The organism is Nonomuraea soli (assembly GCF_013761175.1).
Classification (GTDB): Bacteria; Actinomycetota; Actinomycetes; order Streptosporangiales; family Streptosporangiaceae; genus Nonomuraea; species Nonomuraea soli.
Window position 1 is genome coordinate 543,643 of sequence record NZ_JACDUR010000005.1, and the last position, 16,078, is coordinate 559,720.

At 71.2% G+C, this 16,078-nt stretch carries 18 protein-coding genes; 11 read left to right on the top strand and 7 right to left on the bottom strand.

Going from position 1 to position 16,078, the window contains the following annotated elements; genetic code table 11:
- Positions 1 to 67 precede the first annotated feature (67 nt).
- The 4 genes from HNR30_RS25755 to HNR30_RS25770 all read left to right on the top strand — a co-directional run bounded on the left by HNR30_RS25755 (position 68) and on the right by HNR30_RS25770 (position 2,489).
- On the top strand, positions 68 to 646 hold the full coding sequence (locus tag HNR30_RS25755) for a GNAT family N-acetyltransferase (protein WP_181612580.1): 579 nt from the start codon (positions 68 to 70) through the stop codon (positions 644 to 646).
- Positions 647 to 657: 11 nt separating this feature from the next.
- On the top strand, positions 658 to 1,266 hold the full coding sequence (locus HNR30_RS25760; RefSeq protein ID WP_181612581.1) for a class I SAM-dependent methyltransferase: 609 nt from the start codon (positions 658 to 660) through the stop codon (positions 1,264 to 1,266).
- A 66-nt stretch (positions 1,267 to 1,332) separates the two neighbouring features.
- The gene (locus HNR30_RS25765; RefSeq protein ID WP_181612582.1) at positions 1,333 to 1,917 is read left to right on the top strand and encodes a GNAT family N-acetyltransferase; all 585 of its coding nucleotides are present in this window, start codon (positions 1,333 to 1,335) and stop codon (positions 1,915 to 1,917) included.
- Positions 1,914 to 2,489 (top strand): GNAT family N-acetyltransferase, encoded by a 576-nt coding sequence (locus HNR30_RS25770; RefSeq protein WP_181612583.1) that lies wholly within the window; start codon positions 1,914 to 1,916, stop codon positions 2,487 to 2,489. The genes HNR30_RS25765 and HNR30_RS25770 overlap by 4 nt, the downstream gene beginning before the upstream one ends.
- Before the next feature lie 203 nt (positions 2,490 to 2,692).
- Here the strand turns inward: HNR30_RS25770 and HNR30_RS25775 are convergent, their stop codons facing one another.
- A complete protein-coding gene (locus HNR30_RS25775) occupies positions 2,693 to 3,244 on the bottom strand; it encodes a TetR/AcrR family transcriptional regulator (protein ID WP_312894639.1) in 552 nt (183 codons plus the stop codon).
- A gap of 58 nt (positions 3,245 to 3,302) precedes the next feature.
- On the opposite strand from HNR30_RS25775, the gene HNR30_RS25780 reads away from it, so the two are divergent.
- Positions 3,303 to 4,475: an FAD-dependent monooxygenase gene (locus HNR30_RS25780; protein ID WP_181612584.1), complete on the top strand. Its 1,173-nt coding sequence runs from the start codon at positions 3,303 to 3,305 to the stop codon at positions 4,473 to 4,475.
- On the opposite strand, the gene HNR30_RS25785 is transcribed toward HNR30_RS25780, so the two are convergent.
- Both HNR30_RS25785 and HNR30_RS25790 read right to left on the bottom strand, forming a co-directional pair.
- Positions 4,378 to 5,262: a DMT family transporter gene (locus tag HNR30_RS25785; protein WP_181612585.1), complete on the bottom strand. Its 885-nt coding sequence runs from the start codon at positions 5,260 to 5,262 to the stop codon at positions 4,378 to 4,380. The genes HNR30_RS25780 and HNR30_RS25785 overlap by 98 nt on opposite strands.
- Positions 5,263 to 5,329: 67 nt before the next feature.
- On the bottom strand, positions 5,330 to 5,689 hold the full coding sequence (locus tag HNR30_RS25790) for a VOC family protein (protein ID WP_246379175.1): 360 nt from the start codon (positions 5,687 to 5,689) through the stop codon (positions 5,330 to 5,332).
- Positions 5,690 to 5,887: 198 nt separating this feature from the next.
- Here HNR30_RS25790 and HNR30_RS25795 point away from each other — a divergent pair, with 198 nt between their 5' ends.
- On the top strand, positions 5,888 to 6,760 hold the full coding sequence (locus tag HNR30_RS25795) for a DMT family transporter (protein ID WP_181612587.1): 873 nt from the start codon (positions 5,888 to 5,890) through the stop codon (positions 6,758 to 6,760).
- A 152-nt stretch (positions 6,761 to 6,912) separates the two neighbouring features.
- Positions 6,913 to 9,045 (top strand): accessory Sec system translocase SecA2, encoded by a 2,133-nt coding sequence (gene secA2 / locus HNR30_RS25800; RefSeq protein ID WP_312894640.1) that lies wholly within the window; start codon positions 6,913 to 6,915, stop codon positions 9,043 to 9,045.
- 3 nt (positions 9,046 to 9,048) lie between these two features.
- Here secA2 and HNR30_RS50285 read toward each other — a convergent pair whose 3' ends face one another.
- Positions 9,049 to 10,164 carry a sensor histidine kinase gene (locus HNR30_RS50285; protein WP_181612589.1) on the bottom strand — a complete coding sequence of 372 codons (1,116 nt, stop codon included), beginning with the start codon at positions 10,162 to 10,164 and terminating at the stop codon, positions 9,049 to 9,051.
- 103 nt (positions 10,165 to 10,267) lie between these two features.
- Here HNR30_RS50285 and HNR30_RS25810 point away from each other — a divergent pair, with 103 nt between their 5' ends.
- Positions 10,268 to 11,026, top strand: coding sequence for an HAD family hydrolase (locus HNR30_RS25810; protein WP_181612590.1), 759 nt, complete (start codon positions 10,268 to 10,270; stop codon positions 11,024 to 11,026).
- Here the strand turns inward: HNR30_RS25810 and HNR30_RS25815 are convergent.
- Entirely contained in the window at positions 11,013 to 12,248 is a 1,236-nt protein-coding gene (locus HNR30_RS25815; RefSeq protein WP_220133986.1) for an MFS transporter, read from the bottom strand. The genes HNR30_RS25810 and HNR30_RS25815 overlap by 14 nt on opposite strands.
- Positions 12,249 to 12,299: 51 nt before the next feature.
- On the bottom strand, positions 12,300 to 13,553 hold the full coding sequence (locus HNR30_RS25820; RefSeq protein ID WP_181612591.1) for a YbfB/YjiJ family MFS transporter: 1,254 nt from the start codon (positions 13,551 to 13,553) through the stop codon (positions 12,300 to 12,302).
- A gap of 119 nt (positions 13,554 to 13,672) precedes the next feature.
- On the opposite strand from HNR30_RS25820, the gene HNR30_RS25825 reads away from it, so the two are divergent.
- The 3 genes from HNR30_RS25825 to HNR30_RS25835 are packed head-to-tail and all read left to right on the top strand — an operon-like array spanning position 13,673 to position 15,039.
- Positions 13,673 to 14,143, top strand: coding sequence for a DUF5946 family protein (locus HNR30_RS25825; protein ID WP_181612592.1), 471 nt, complete (start codon positions 13,673 to 13,675; stop codon positions 14,141 to 14,143).
- Between the two features lie 51 nt (positions 14,144 to 14,194).
- Entirely contained in the window at positions 14,195 to 14,560 is a 366-nt protein-coding gene (locus HNR30_RS25830; protein WP_181612593.1) for an ArsR/SmtB family transcription factor, read from the top strand.
- Complete coding sequence (locus HNR30_RS25835) at positions 14,557 to 15,039, top strand: SRPBCC family protein (protein WP_181612594.1); 483 nt, start codon at positions 14,557 to 14,559, stop codon at positions 15,037 to 15,039. Before HNR30_RS25830 ends, HNR30_RS25835 begins: the two co-directional genes overlap by 4 nt.
- A 122-nt stretch (positions 15,040 to 15,161) precedes the next feature.
- Here the strand turns inward: HNR30_RS25835 and HNR30_RS25840 are convergent, their stop codons facing one another.
- Positions 15,162 to 15,977: an SAM-dependent methyltransferase gene (locus tag HNR30_RS25840; protein ID WP_181612595.1), complete on the bottom strand. Its 816-nt coding sequence runs from the start codon at positions 15,975 to 15,977 to the stop codon at positions 15,162 to 15,164.
- Positions 15,978 to 16,078: the final 101 nt, after the last annotated feature.

Below are 16,078 nucleotides of genomic sequence, written 5' to 3' on the forward strand. Positions count from 1 at the left end.
GTATGCCTGTCGACTCTGTCAAATACCGACATACATAGATAAAGGGGGGCGCCACTAGGCTCCGCGCATGACCGCAACACTCCCCCGCGCCACGGTTCTCGCGGACGGTGTCGTACGACTGGAGCCGCTCTCCGAGAACCACGTGCCCGACCTCTTCGAGGCCGGTGGCGGGGACGACGAGGTGTGGCGCTGGCTCAGGCCCACACCGCACACCAAGGAAGACCTCACCACCCTGGCCCGGCGCCTCGTCGACGGCCCCGAGTACACGCCCTTCGCCGTCGTCCACGACGGCCGCGCCATCGGCTGGACCTCGTATGTGAACGTTCCCGGATACGCGCTGAGCGTCGAGATCGGCTTCACCTGGTACGGCAGGGCCTACTGGCGCACAGCCGTCAACACCGCCTGCAAGATCCTGCTCATCGACCACGCCTTCGACGCCCACGACTACAACCGGGTCGTCCTGAAGACCGACCACCTCAACACCCGCTCCCAGCAGGCCATCGCCCGCCTCGGAGCCGTGCACGAGGGCACTCTGCGACGCCACCGCGTCCGCCCCGACGGCACCTGGCGCGACTCGGTCTACTTCGGCATCCTGCGCGAGGAGTGGCCCGCCCACCGCGCCCGGCTTGTCGGAGGCCGCCGGTAAGGTCACGCGCCATGGACTGGCAGACATGGCACGCCGACTACGACCGTCCCGGCTCCCCCCTGGCCCAGCGCCTGCACGTCGTGCAGGAGCGCATCCGCCAGACGCTCGACACCGCCCCGCCCGGCCCGCTGACGATCATCAGCCTCTGCGCCGGGCAGGGCCGCGACCTGCTGCCCGTCCTGGCCCACCACCCCCGCCGCGCCGACACCCGCGCCCGGCTCGTCGAGCTCGACCCCGCCAACGCCGACGCCGCCCGCGCCTTCGGCCTGCCCGAGGTCGAGATCGTCACCGCCGACGCCGCCCTCACCGACCACTACCTCGACCTGGCGCCCGCCGACCTGGTGCTGCTGTGCGGCATCTTCGGCAACATCCCCGACGCCGACGTCGAACGCACCGTCGCCTACTCCAGCCACCTGACCGCCACCGGCGGCACGGTCATCTGGACCCGCCACCGCCGCTCCCCCGACCTCGTGCCGTCGATCCGCTCCTGGTTCGAGCAGCAGGGCTTCGAGGAGTGGTGGATGTCGCCGCCCGACGCGCCCTACGGCGTGGGCGCGCACCGCTTCACCGGCACCCCTCGCCCTCTCGCCGCTGGTGAGCGCATGTTCGCCTTCGTGTAGTGGTCCCTGGGAAACGACCGCTTGTGGCCATGCTCGGCAGGCCACCCCGCCACTACCCTCGTGGCCATGACCGCGACCATGCCCTCACCCACCGTGCTCACCGACACGGTGGTCCGCCTCGAGCCCCTCACCGGGGACCACGTCCCCGACCTCTTCGCCGCCAGCGGCAAGGACGACGAGGTGTGGCGCTGGATGCCCGTCCCCACCCCGCAGAGCGAGGAGCAGGTCGCCCACATCGTCACCGGCCTGCTCGCCAACCCCGAGTGCGTCTCCTTCGCGGTCGTGCACGACGGGCGCGCCGTCGGCTCCACCTCCTACTGGAACGTCCCCGGATGGGACCTGAGCGTCGAGATCGGCTTCACCTGGTACGGCAGGGCCGTGTGGCGGAGCGCCGTCAACACCTCGTGCAAGATCCTGCTCGTCGACCACGCCTTCGACGCCCACGACTACAACCGCGTGATGTTCAAGACCGACCACCTCAACACGCGCTCCCAGCAGGCCATCGCCCGCATCGGCGGCCTGCACGAAGGCACCCTGCGCCGCCACCGTCTCCGGCCCGACGGCACCTGGCGCGACTCGGCCTGCTTCGGCATCCTGCGCGAGGAATGGCCCGCCCACCGCGCCCGCCTCGTCGACCGGGGTCAGTCATGACCCTCGCCCTGCCCACACCCGCCGTCCTCACCGACGCCGTCGTCCGGCTCGAACCTCTCACGCCCGCACACGTCGCCGACCTGTTCTTCGCCAGCGGCAAGGACGACGAGCTGTGGCAGTGGATGCCCGCCGCCACCCCTCGCACCGAGGACGACATGGCGCGCATCGTGCGCTCGCTCGTCGACAACCCCGCGCGCGTGCCGTACGCCGTGATCCACGAAGGGCGGGCCATCGGGTCGACGTCGTTCTGCGACGTGCCCGGGTTCGATCTGAGCGTCGAGATCGGGTGGACGTGGTACGGCAGGGCGTACTGGCGGACGGCGGTGAACACGTCGTGCAAGGTGCTGCTGATCGACCACGTCTTCGGGGGGCATGAGCACAACAGGGTGCTGTTGAAGACCGATGACCGCAACACGCGGTCGCAGCGGGCGATCGCGCGGATCGGCGGGGTGCACGAGGCGACCCTGCGACGCCACCGGCCCCGGCCGGACGGCACCTGGCGCGACACGGTGTGCTTCGGCATCCTGCGCGAGGAGTGGCCCGCCCACCGCGCCCGCCTCACGGGCAGGTAGGAGGACGGGGGCCGGAAGCCCCAGGCTCACGGCCGAGGGCCGAGAGCCGAGGACCGAGAGCCGAGGACCGGGCACCGAGGACCGGGCACCGAGGACCGGGCACCGAGGCTGAGGGCCAGGGCCGAGCCGCGGGCCGAGCCGAGCCGCGGGCCGGGGGCCGGGGGCCAGGGCCGGGGGAAGGCTCTCGACGCGGGGGCCTGGGGTCAGCCTTGGGCGAGCATGCCCGCGATCAGCTCCTCGATCCCGTCCCGCAGTTCCTCGAACGACGGCTCGGACCCCGCCCCCACCAGCGTGTCGAACATCAGCCCCTCCCCGAAGGCCACCAGCTGGCGTGCGTGCCGCGCCGGGTCCGCCGATCCCATCGCAGTCAGCATCACCACCCCCGGGTCCCGGAACCGCGCCCCCACCCGGTTGTAGACGGCCCGCAGTTCGGGCCGCCGGTTGGCCTCCAGTGCCAGCTCGTAGCGAGCCAGCGTGCGCCGCCGATCCCTGATCTGCACCAGCAGCGCCGCGGCCATGAGCTCCGGCAGCTCCGAGCCACCGGCACCGAGCGCCTCGGCGAGCGCCTGCTCCTCCAGCGCGGTCAGATGCTCGAGTGCGAGCTCCAGGAGCGCCGCCCGGCTGCGGGCCAGGTTGGAGGTGGAGCCGGCGGGGAGTCCCGCGGCCTCGTCGACGGCGCGGTGGGTGAGCCCGCGCATGCCGTGATCGGCCAGGACGGTGATGGCCGCGTCCGCGATGACTTCCGAGCGCTTCACGGCGGCATACTACAGGTGTAGTCTCAAACTACAGATGTAGTTTCCCTGAGGAGCGGGCATGCGTGCGGTAGTGATCGGAGCGGGCATCGGCGGTCTCACCGCCGCCATCGCGTTGCACAGGAAGGGCTGGGAGGTCGAGGTCCTCGAGCGGGCGCCGCAGCTGGAGCCGGTCGGCTCAGGGCTGGCGATCGCCGCCAACGCGCTGAAGGCCCTCGACGTGATCGGCGTCGGCGACGAGGTGCGCAAGCTCTCGGCGATCCAGGGCACCGCCGGGCTGCGCAGCTCCGACGGGAAGTGGCTGATGCGCACCACGAATGACAGGGCGGTGGCGACGTTCGGCGACTCGATCGTGCTCCTCAGGCGGGCGACGCTGACGGAGCTCCTGGTGGAACGGCTGCCCAAGGGCGCACTGCGCCTGGGGGTCGAGGCAGGCTTCGGCGCGGGGACCGAACTCGGGGCAGGTCCGGTGTCCGAGGTTGGTGTGGACGATCTCGCCGACCGCTTTGGCGCTGACCTGGTGGTCGCCGCCGACGGCATCCACTCGGCCGCCCGCAGGGCCCTCTTCCCCGGCCACCCCGCCCCGATCTACGCGGGCGTCACGGCGTGGCGGGCGATCGTCCCCAAGCCCGAGGGCGTCGTGCAGACCCACGAGACCTGGGGCAGGGGCCTCGTCTTCGGCGTCATGCCCCTGGCCGGCTCCGAGGTCTACGTCTACGCCACCGACGTCGTCCCCGCGGGCAGCACGTTCGCCGACGAGAGGGCCGAGCTGGTCAGACGTTTCGGCTCCTGGCACGACCCCATCCCCGAGCTGCTCCAGGGTGCGGAGAAGGTGCTCAGGAACGACGTCTACTACCTGGACAAGCCCTTGCCCGCGATGCACCGCGGCAGGGTCGCCCTGCTGGGCGACGCCGCGCACCCGATGACGCCCAATCTCGGCCAGGGTGCCTGCCAGGCGATCGAGGACGCGGTCACCCTGGCCGCGACGGCGCCCGACCTGGAGGCCTACACGCGGGCCAGGCTGGAGCGCACCGCGATGATCGTGGCCAGGTCGGCGGCGATCAACCGGGCGGTCACCCTGACCCATCCGCTGGCCGTACGCCTGAGGAACCTGGGCGTACGGCTGGGCGGGAAGCTCAGTCCAGATCTGCTGTTGCGGTCGCAGGCACCGGTGCTGGGATGGGAGCCGCCGGCGGCTTCTTGGAGTGGTCGGGAGCCAGGCGCCCGAGTGTGATCGTGCCGGCGATCGTGAGCGCGGCGGCGGCGATCGCGGGGATGGCGGTGCCGGGGCTGGTCGGCAGGGGCTCGCCGAGCATGATGGCTCCGGCGAGCACGCTGGTGATCGGGTCGACGACCTGTACGCCCGCGTAGGCGATGCCGAAGTAGCCGACCGCGTAGGAGTGCTGCAGCAGCATGACGGCGCAGATGAGCAGCACCGGAATGGCCAGCGTGAACCAGTGGAGCAGCTTGCCGAAGTCGCCGTCCATGCCGCCGCCGACGACGCGGACGAAGGTGGAGACGCTGGCCGTCGTGGCGCCCGCGCCGATCGACAGCAGCAGCGCCTTGGCCGGGCCGCTCGCCCGCTTGGAGGCCAGGTGGGTGATGAGCACGATCGTGCCGATGACGGCGATGAACACGAGTGCGGCGGGGGTCGACAGGCTCGGCTTCACGTTGTGCTCGGGCACCAGCAGCATGAGCCAGAGCAGGCCGACGGCCACGGCGATGGAGCCGAAGATCTCCGCCTTGTACGGCTTGCGGCCGTACATGAAGGCGGCCAGGGGGACGGCGAACACCAGGGTGGCCACGCTGATGGGCTGCACCGCGACGAGCGGTGCGAAGCTGAGCGCCACCGCGTGCAGGCACGCGCCGGTGAAGCCGATGATGCCGCCGATCCACCAGCGCGGGCGCTTCATCAGCGAGAACGAAGCGCCCTCCGCCACGGCTTCGTACTGTTGCAATGCCGCGCCGAGCGCGTATCCGAGGGCCCCGAGCAGGGCGATCACCAGGCCTACCCAGGTCATGGGCGCCCGCAGAGGTCCAAGAGCATTGATACAGACTATTCGCCCAGCAAGGTCGTTAGATCAGACTTTAGGCTGATCTCTCGGGGCAGACGCAGAAAAGGTGGCCCTGCGGGTCCTGCATCACGACCCATTTTCCCTCACCGGGCTGGAAGTCGGGCCTGGTTGCGCCCAGATCGATGAATTCCTGGACGGCCCGCTCCACGTCCGGCACCCGGAGATCGATGTGGAATTGCTTGTCCGGACTTGGCCACTCGACCGGCTTCCGGTCGGCCACCCGGCCGAAGTAGATGCTGGTCGTCCCATCGCCGATGGCCGCGTACTCCTCCTCGGCGTAGGTCACCTCCCAGCCCAGGACCTTGGCGTAGAAGTCAGCGAGCTTACTGGGCTCGGAGCAGTCGATGGTGAAGGCGAGAAGCGTTGCTGTCATGGATGTCATCGTGCCCGGCATACCTGTCAGCCGATGTCAGGTACGTTCCTCGCTATTCTGATCCGGTGCCGTATTACCTGATCTCTCCCCCGCCCGCCGTCTAGCGGGCGCCCCTCGTAGCGGACCTCGGGTCCGTGAGTGGTTGCCGCCTGCCTTCGTTCAGGCCCTTCTCCAACCACTCCCTTCGGAGAGATCTCCTTGTCATCCCTTACCGCGCGCCGTGGCGCGCTGTTCATCTGTGTCGCCGCCGCCGCCTGGGGCACCGGCGGCGCCGCGGGAAAGCTGCTGTTCGAGCACGGCGGCCTCGACGCCGTCGGCGCCTCGTTCTGGCGTTACCTGCTGGGCGCGGGCTTCCTGCTCCTGGTCACCCGCACCACCAGGAGAAGCGGCACAGGTGCCGCTCCGGCAAGCGGCACGCTCCGGCACACCCTTGTCGTCGGCGCCGGAATGGCGATCTACCAGACGGCCTACTTCGGCGCGATCGCCGAGTCGGGCGTCGCGGTCGCCACCGTCGTCACCATGGGCGCGACCACGCTGTTCGCCGCCGCGGGCAGCCGCGTGTTCCTCGGCGAGCGCCTCGGCGGGGCGGGGCTGATCGCCCTGCCCGCCGCCCTGTCGGGGCTGGTCATGCTGACGGCCGAGCAGACCGGGTCGAGCACCCCGCTGGGCATCGCCCTGGCGTTGTTGTCGGCGGCCGGGTACGCGGCGGTCACCCTGTACACGAAGTCCGCGGGCCATCACAACGATCCGGCCACAACCACCGCCGGCGCCTTCGCCGTCGGGGCGTTGTGCCTGGCGCCGTTCGCGACCCTGCCCCACGTCTCCCTGGAGACGGTCGCGTTGCTGCTCTACCTGGGCGCGATCCCGACGGCTCTCGCCTACGCGCTGTTCTTCAGGGCGCTGACCACCGTCAGAGCGTCGACGGCCGCGATCCTGTCCCTGGGCGAGGCGGTCGGCGCGGCCGCGCTGGGAACGCTGCTGCTGGGCGAGCCGCTGACGCTCCTGTCCGCGATGGGAGGTGCCGTGCTGCTCGCCTCCGTCGTGGTGTTGACCGTTCAGGGTCAAAGGTGAGCTAGTGTCCGGTACGGCGGCGCCTGCCGTACCGGACCTGTGCCGGTCCCAAGAGGAACAGGCTCGGCGTAGTTGTCGTTGGAGGGACTGTGACCGGCAAAAGGGCCTTGATCTCCGGGCTATTCCGCAACCTTCTGGATCGCCCGGGAGGGGTGAACCTCTCCGCCTACAAGAAGGTCGTGCACGCGGCCGACAAGCGGGAGGTCTCACCGGACGACAAGCCCGACATGTCAGACCTGGCGGGCTTTTGTGCCATCGCCCGGGAGGCCGCCGACCGCACCCTCGGCCTCAGGCCGTACGACGTGCAGCTGATCGGCACCCTGGCCCTGCTCGACGGCCACGTCGCCGAGATGGTCACCGGCGAGGGCAAGACCCTGTCCGGCGCCATGGCCGCCGCCGGCTACGCCCTGCAGGGCAAGCGCGTCCACGTGATCTCGGTCAACGACTACCTGGCCAAGCGCGACGCCGAGTGGATGGCTCCGCTGTACGAAGCCCTCGGCGTCACGGTCGGCCACATCGACCAGAACACCCCGCACGAGGAGCGCAGGTCGGCCTACGCGTGCGACGTGCTCTACGGCTCGGTCAGCGAGATCGGCTTCGACGTCCTGCGCGACCGCCTGGCCACCGGCCCGGCCCAGATCATCGTCCCCGCGCCGGAGGTGGCGCTCGTCGACGAGGCCGACTCCGTGCTCGTCGACGAGGCCCGCGTCCCGCTCGTGCTCGCCGGCGCCGCCGACCCCGGCAGCACCATCCCCGAACTCGCCGCCCTGGTCCGCACCCTCGTACGCGGCTACCACTACGAGATCGACGAGCAGGGCCGCAACGCCTACCTGACCACCAAGGGCGCGGCCAGCGTCGAGAACATCCTCGGCATCGACCTCTACGACGAGAACGAGCCTGGCACCCTGATCGAGGTCAACCTCGCCCTGCACGCCCACGCCCTGCTCACCCGCGACGTCGACTACATCGTCCGCGACGGCAGGGTCCAGCTGATCAACCCCTCGCGTGGCCGCGTCGCCCTGCTGCAGCGCTGGCCCGACGGGCTCCAGGCCGCGGTCGAGGCCAAGGAGGCGCTCGACCCCACCGAGAAGGGCGAGATCCTCGACCAGATCAGCGTCCAGGGGCTGATCAAGCGTTACCCGCAGGTCTGCGGCATGACGGGTACGGCTGTCGCGGTCAGCGAGCAGCTCGGCGAGTTCTACGGCCTCAAGGTCGCCGTCATCCCGCCCAACCGGCCCTGCGTCCGCGACGACTTCGCCGACCGCATTTACCCGACCGGGCCCGACAAGATCGCCGCCCTGGTCGAGGAGATCCAGGCGGTCCACGAGAGCGGCCGCCCCATCCTCATCGGCACCCTCGACGTCGCCGAGTCCGAGCACCTGGCCCACCTGCTGCAGCGCCGCAAGCTCGAACCCGTCGTCCTCAACGCCAAGAACGACGCGGAGGAGGCCTCGATCATCGCCAGGGCGGGCGAGCGCGGTGCGATCACCGTCTCGACGCAGATGGCCGGCCGCGGCACCGACATCCGCCTCGGCGACGGCGTCGCCGAACTCGGCGGCCTCTACGTGATCGGCTCAGGACGCCACTCCTCCAGCCGCCTCGACGACCAGCTGCGCGGCCGGGCCGGCCGCCAGGGCGACCCCGGCGGCTCGGTCTTCTTCGTCAGCATGGAAGACGAGCTGCTCACCCAGTTCGTCCCCGACGAGCGCCCGCCGGCCGCCGACCCCGACGGCCTCGTACGGCACCGCCGCGGCGCCTACCTCGTCGGCCACGCCCAGCGTGTCGCCGAAGGGGTCAACCTCGAGATCCACCGCAACACCTGGCGCTACACCCGGCTGCTGGAGCACCAGCGCGAGCTGGTGATGGAGTGGCGCGACAAGGTCCTGCACGGCGACTCGGCCTCCGTGGCCCTGTCCGAGGCCGACCCGGAGCGCTGGGCGGCCCTGCCCGAGTCCACCCGCGACGAGACGGCCAGGCAGATCGTGCTGTACCACCTCGACCGGTGCTGGACCGAGCATCTGGCCTTCCTCACCGACCTGCGCGAGGGCATCCACCTGCGGGCGCTCGGGCGCATGAGTCCCCTGGACGAGTTCCACCGGGAGGCCGTGGCGGAGTACAAGCAGCTGATGGCGGAGATCGAGCGCCGCTCGCTCGACTCCTTCGAGGCGCCCGCGCCGGAGCTCAAGCGGCCCAGCGCCACGTGGACCTACATGATCAACGACAACCCCTTCGGGACGGAGTGGGAGCGGGCGCTCAAGCGGGTGACCTCCACCAGCAAGAGGTAGCCCTCAGCTCAGGGGAAACTCCGCGGCGACCACGAAACCGCCGTGGGTGTGCGGCCGGGCGGTGAGCGATCCGCGCAGGCGTTGCACGCGGTCGGCCAGATGCGTGAGGCCGCGCTGGCCGGACGGCAGCGCGATCGGCGCGCGGCGGGCCGGGCCGTTGTCCACCGCCACCGTGAGCCGCTCCGCCGTGCCGTCCAGGGTGACGGTCACGGGGGCGCCGGGGGCGTACTTGACGGCGTTGGTGAGGCTCTCCTGGATGACCCGGTAGGCGAGCCGCCCCACCTCCGGCGGCAGCACGACGTCCGCGTCCAGCCGGTCGTCGAGCCGGACCGGTGTCCCGGTGGTGTCCTCGACGCGGGCGATCAGCGCCGGCAGTGTCCGGAGGCTGAACAGTTCCCCCGCCTGCCCGGACGCCTCGTCGCCGAGGATGGCGACGATCTGCCGGAGCTCGGCAAGGCCGTTGCGGGCCAGCGACGCGATCTGGTCGGCCGTACGCTGGTCTCCGCCCGTCAGCGGCAGCGTCGCCGACAGGACCGCGATGAGGCTCAGCTCGTGGCCGATCGCGTCGTGCAGTTCCTCCGACAGGCGCGCCCTGTCCTCCACGCGGGCGCGGGCCTCGCGCTCCTTGTGCTCGCGCACCATGAGGCGCCTGCGTGACCGCATGGCCCGCTGCAGGAACCCGAACGAGCTGACCGCCGCGGCCAGCATCACGCAATACAGCGTGCGGTAGACCGGATCCACGGCGTACCACTCCAGGTCCCACGGCTGGGCATAGCTGATCACCACTGCCGCCAGGGCCACCCACAACAGCGGGCCGATCCGCCGGCGTGAGGTCAGCGCGGGCACCACGAACACGTAGGCCACGGTCTGCGCGGTCAGCGGATCACCCACCCGGGTGTAGAACAGGGTGGCGCTCAGGAGGAACGCGGCGAACACCGGGTTCGCCCGCCGCACCGCGACCGCCGCCACGCACAGCAGGTTGACGGTCCTGACCTGCCACGTGATGTCCCCTGGCAGGAGCACCGTCCAGATCGTCAACGACAGAACCAGCGCGACCTCGAAGCCCGGCCTCAGCCATCGGCTGTCGACCTGGCGGCCGCTCCGTGCTCCTGTCCTCACCCTGACCATGATCAGCCCGGAGGCGGCGTATCCCCCGCCCGCCACGCCCGCGCATCCGGCGCCTCAGGGAGGTCGCCGGCGAGGTCCGCGAGATGATCCTCTCATGACGGACGTGATCTTCTTCGATCTTGACGGCACCCTCGTCGACCATCGCGGCGCGGTCTGGGAGACGATCGCCCAGATCATCCGGACCGCCCCCGGCCCCGCAGCCTCCCCTGACGAGCTGGCGACGGCGTGGTGGGCGCTGGAGGCGCGCCACATGCGCGAATACCTGGCCGGCGAGTGCTCCTTCGCCGAGCACCACCGGCGCAGGGCGCGCTCCTTCCTGCCGATGCTGGGCGAGCCTGTCCCCGAAGGTCCCGAGCTGCTCGACGCCTGGATCGCCGAGCGTTACCTCGCCGCGTTCGAGCAGGCCTGGCAGTGCTATCCCGACGTACGGCCCTGCCTCGAAGACCTGAGGGACCGTGGAGTACGGCTGGCCGTCCTCACCAACGGCGACCCCGGGCAGCAGCGTGCCAAGCTCGCCCGCTTCGACCTGCTCGGCCACTTCGAGGCGGTCCTGACCCCGACCGAGCTCGGCGCCGCCAAGCCCGCCGCGTACACCGCCGCCTGCCGCTGGATGGGGACCGACCCCTCGCGGGCGGTCAACGTGGGCGACATGCTGGAGAGCGATGTGAACGCGGCCTCCCGCGCCGGGCTCACGGGTGTCTGGCTGGACCGCGGCATCGATTTCGTCACCGGCGGGCCCTCCCCGGCGGCCGACGACACGGTGATCCGCATCGAACGCCTCACCGACCTGCCCGGCCGCCTGCTCGCCGAGCTCGGCGGAAGCGACGATCGATCGGGCCTCAGCCGTACCTGAGCAGTTCCGGAACCCGCGCCGCGAGCACGACCAAGGCGGCGACCAGCACCAGGCCGGCGCTCAGCGTCGTGATCCCCACGCCCACCGCGTGCGCGGCGGCGCCGAGGGCGAGGGCGGCCAGGGGCATGACGCCGATCGCGAGTTCCTGCGCCCCCAGCGCCCGCCCGTGCAGGGCGGGCTCGGTGGTCATGAGCAGCAGCGTGGTCTGCAGCACGCCGAAGCACGCGCTGGCCAGCCCGATCACGGCCATGAGCACGTACGCGACCGTGGTGGTGTGGGTAAGCGAGAACGCCGCCCACAACGCCCCGAGTGCGGCGGTGCCGCCGACGAACAGGGCGCCCTTGAAGCGGAAGTCGCCCAGTCCGGCGATGATCAGCGAGCCGGTGAGGCCACCGGCTCCGCAGCACGTGAGCAGGATGCCGAGTCCCGCCGCGTCGAGGCCGAGAGACTCCCGGGCGAAGACCGGCATGAACGACTGGTAGATGGGCCAGATCAGGATGTTGGCCGCGAGCGTGACGAGGAGGACGGCGACCGCCAGGCGGTTGCGTCCGATGGCGCGGAAGCCGCTGGCGATCATCGCGAACACCGGTTCCGTGACCGTGCGCTCGACCTTGCCCCGGCCGCGCAACGGCAGCAGCAGGAACAGCGAGAAGGCGAACCAGCTGGTCGAGATCCAGAGCGCGGCGGGCGCTCCGACGGCGGCGATCAGGGCGCCTCCGGCGGCGGGGCCGACCACCTGGGTGACGTTCATGGCCATGGAGTTCAGGGCGTTGGCGTTGCTGAGGTTCTCGCGTCCGACGAGTTCGAGCACCATCGAGGCTCGGGCGGGCTGCGCGGGCGACTGGGCGAGCCCGAGCGCGAAGCCGCCCGCCACGATCGCCCAGTACGGCAGCAGGCCCACGGCGGCGAGCACGGCGACCGCGGCGGTGACGGCGAACGCCCAGGTGGAGGCAAGGATGAGGAGCCTGGAGCGGTCGTATCGGTCGGCGATGGCGCCGGCGATCGGCCCGAACAGGAGCGGGGACAGGCGGATCGCCGTGTAGGCGGCGACGAGGAACTCCGACCGCGTCGTCTCGTAGACCAGCCAGCCCATGACGAGGGTCTGGTTCCAGACGCCGCCGAAGAAGAACAGGTTCGAGAGCCAGAGCAGGGCGAAGCGGGGGTTCCTGAGCGAGGCCAGGGCCGCACCCGGGCCGCGTCGGGGTGGTTTCTGACGCAGCACCGGGGCTCCTTCTGGGGTACGGGACAGCGTTCGCGCCGTACCGGTATACCACTAATTGCCCCTCGGGCGTCGCCCGTGCCCGGGTGGGCGGGAGGTGGCGGAGATCGCCGCGGCCGCGGCGCACAGGATCGCGGTCCAGGCCAGGGTGGCCTCGGTCGAGGTGACGTCGGCCAGGACGCCCGCCAGCCACGGGCCCGCGGTCTGGCCCGCGGCGAACAGCACGGTGAACGCGGACAGGGTGGCGGTCCACGCCGTCGGCGGGGTGGTGGTCCTGATGAGGGTGGTGACGGCGGCGGGGACGCCCATGAACGTCGCACCGTAGATGATCGCCGAGGCGAGGATGATCGGCGGGGCGGGAGCGAGCAGGGCCAGGGCCGCGCCGGCGGCGAGGGTGGCGAGCAGCGCGGTCAGGGCGCGGGTGCCGGGCCAGCGGGCGGTGGGGCGGTTCCAGAGGAGAGGGGCCGCGATGACGGCCAGGCCCAGGGCCGTCCAGGTGAGGGCGACCTGGGCGAGCGGGGCACGCTGGTCGGCGAGGTAGGCGGAGAGGAAGGTGATGTAGGTGATGTAGCCGGTGGCGAAGAGCAGGTAGGCGGCGGTGACGCCGGCCAGCGGGCGCAGACGGGCGCGGCCGTGGCCGGAGGGCGCCGGGGCGGGGTCAGGGCGGGCGGGAGGCGTCTCGTGGGCAATGGCGATGGGCGGCGTCTCGTGGGCGATGGCGGTAGGAGGCGTCTCGTGGGCGATAGCGATAGGAGGCGTCTCGTGGGCGGCGGTCCAGGCGGCCAGGGCGGATGCGGCGGCGGCCAGGCCGAGGATCGCCCACGCGAGGCGCCATTGCGCCGCCATCGCCGGGAGGGCCGCGCCGGCGGCGACGATGCCCAGCCCGGCGCCGGCGAAGTACACCGTGATGGGCGCACCGGAGGCCGTACGGGTGGCGATGCGCGAGGCGATCACCCCTCCCGCGATGAACACGGCCGCCCCCGCCGCCCCGGCCGCCGCCCGTAAGGCCAGCAGGACCAGGTAGTCGCCCGTCGTCGCCGTCGCGGCCAGCGCCCCGGCCACCAGGACCATGCCCCAGCGGAAGGTCGCCGTGGCGCTCACCCGGCGCGTGACGACGGCGGTGGCCAGCGCTCCGAGCAGGTATCCGAGCCCGTTGGCGGTGTTCATGGCGCCCGCCTCCGCCAGGGTCCAGCGGAGGTCGTCACGCATGGCGGGCAGGAGCAGGCCGTAGGCGAAGCGTGCCAGGCCGAGGGCCGAGGCGGTGCCGAGCGCCAGCCGTACGGCCTGCCAGTGCGGCGGGTCGAGCACGGCACCTCCAGAGATAGAACCGAACGGTACGATCTCGGATGCTAGCAGGAGCCGGGCCGGAGGGCCGCGAGGCGGATAACCCGTCGCCGTCCGGGCGTCCGTCACCTAGGGTGCCGGGCATGACGGACAGCACCTGCGACTGCGGCGCCCCCGCCGGCGAGCTCGGCACGTGCGAGGACTACTACCACGGGATCCTCGCCGAGGAGCAGTCCGATCCGGAGATGTACCGGTGGCACGCGGTCGTGGTCACGGCGTACTTGCTGCAGCATCCGGCGAGAGGCCACGGCAAGTACCTTGACGGCCAGTTCCGCCTCCTGCAGTTCTACGTGGATCAAGGGCTCGACGCCCTGACGCGGCTGACGGCCCGCCGGGTGGCACGCAACAACCATCGGGCGCGGCAGGCCTTCGAGCCGGACCCCCTGACCGCGTACGCCCCGCTCCCCCAGGACGGGCCGCCCGCCCGCTTCGCCGCGTCCTTCAGCACGCTGCCGGTCCGCGACGGGAGCTTCGTGTTCGACGGACCCCTGCCGTACGGCGACCGCATCAAGGCCATCGCCGAGGCGACGATCGCGGGCTGGAGAGCCGTGTGAGTTGACCCGCCCGCTGGACATCCCCCCAGGTGCGAGCTAACGTACAACCAAATGGTTGTACATGAGGAGGCCGTGGACCAGTTGTTCCACGCCCTGGCCGACGCGACACGCCGCGACATCCTGCGTCGCTGCGGAAGGGGCGAGCTGTCGGTGTCACGCCTGGCCGAGGCCTACCCGATGAGCTTCGCCGCTGTGCAGAAGCACGTGGCGGTGCTCGAACGTGCCGGTCTGGTCAGCAAGGAGCGTCGCGGAAGGGAGCAACTCGTGCGTACCGATCCCGACGCCGTGAGCAGGGCCCGCGCCGCCCTCGACGAGCTCGAGGCGACCTGGCGCGGACGGGTGGACCGCATGGCCCGCCTGCTCGCCCTGGATTCCGGCCAGGAGACCGACAACCCGACGAGAGGACCAGCCAGATGAGCGTCACGAGCATCGACAAGGACTTCGAGAACCTGACCCTCACCCTGATCGCCGACTTCGACGCGCCGGTCGAGCGGGTGTGGCAGTTGTGGGCCGACCCCCGGCAACTGGAGCGCTGGTGGGGCCCGCCGGCCTACCCGGCGACGGTCGAGGAGCACGACCTGACGCCCGGGGGGAGCGTCACGTACTTCATGACCAGCCCCGAGGGCGAGAGGTACCGCGGCTGGTGGCGGATCTCGGCGGTCAACCCGCCGAAGTCGCTGGAGTTCGTCGACGGGTTCGCCGACCAGGACGGCACGCCCTCGGACATGCCGACCACGACGGCTCACATGCAGCTGTTCACGCACGACGGCGGCACCCGGATGGAGCTGCGCTCGGTCTTCGACTCGCGCGAGCAGATGGAGCAGCTCGCGGACATGGGCATGACCGAGGGGCTCAGGCTGGCGGTCGGGCAGATGGACGCGCTGCTGACCGACTGAACCACGACCGGCCGACCGACCGCGACCGGCCGACCGAAAACCGGCCGACCGCGACCGGCCGCAGGACGGCACCGGACACGGGTGGACACCCCGGGTCCGGTGCCTTCACGTTTTCGCCCGGCTCACGGCTTGCGCGCGACTCCTCCCAGGAGCACCTCTTCCCACGTCGCCAGCCCCCCGTCCCGGTGCTCGTCGGGCCGCCACTCGGCCAGGTTCACCACGCCCGGCTCCACCAGCTCCAACCCCTCGAAGTATCGTTCCACCGCCGCCCGCGACCTGAAGAACCCGGTCCCCATGGTGGCGTGCAGCATCGCCTCCAGCGCCTTGGCCTGCGGGTGCTGGGCGGTGTGGAAGTTGGTCGCCGCAAGGTAGCTCCCCGGCGGCACCGCCCCCATGTAGTCGGCGACCAGCCGCCACGGATCCTCGCTGTCGGGGAACAGGTGCAGCAGCCCGACCATCATGATCGCCACAGGCCGGGAGAAGTCGATGTGCCGCAGCAGCTCGGGATGGCCGAGCACCGCGTCGACGTCGCGCGCGTCGGCGGTGATCGCCGTCGCCCCGCCGTTCTCGCGCAGGATGGAGCGCGCGTGCGGCTCCACCATGGGGTCGTTGTCGACGTAGACGACCCGCACCGCCGGGTCGGCGAACTGGGCGACCTCGTGGGTGTTCTCGATGGTCGGCAGCCCGGCCCCGACGTCGATGATCTGGGTGACCCCGGCCTCGCGCACCAGGAAGTCGGTGACGCGGCCGATGAAGGCGCGGTTGCACCAGACCAGGTCCACGACCTCCGGCACGGCGGTCTTCAGCTTGGTGGCGACCGCCCGGTCGACGGCGAAGTTCTCCGTTCCGCCGAGGAGCGCGTCGTGGACCCTGGCGACACTGGGCGCTGACGCGTCGACACCGGGCGGCGACCACTCGTGACCTGCTTCGAGCGCCATGGCCACTCCGTAACTGCCGAAATGAGGGGACGAGTGGCTGGATCGTATCCCTGCACGGGACGGTAAGTCACACAGTGTGTGTAAGTCATGCAGCAGGTCGG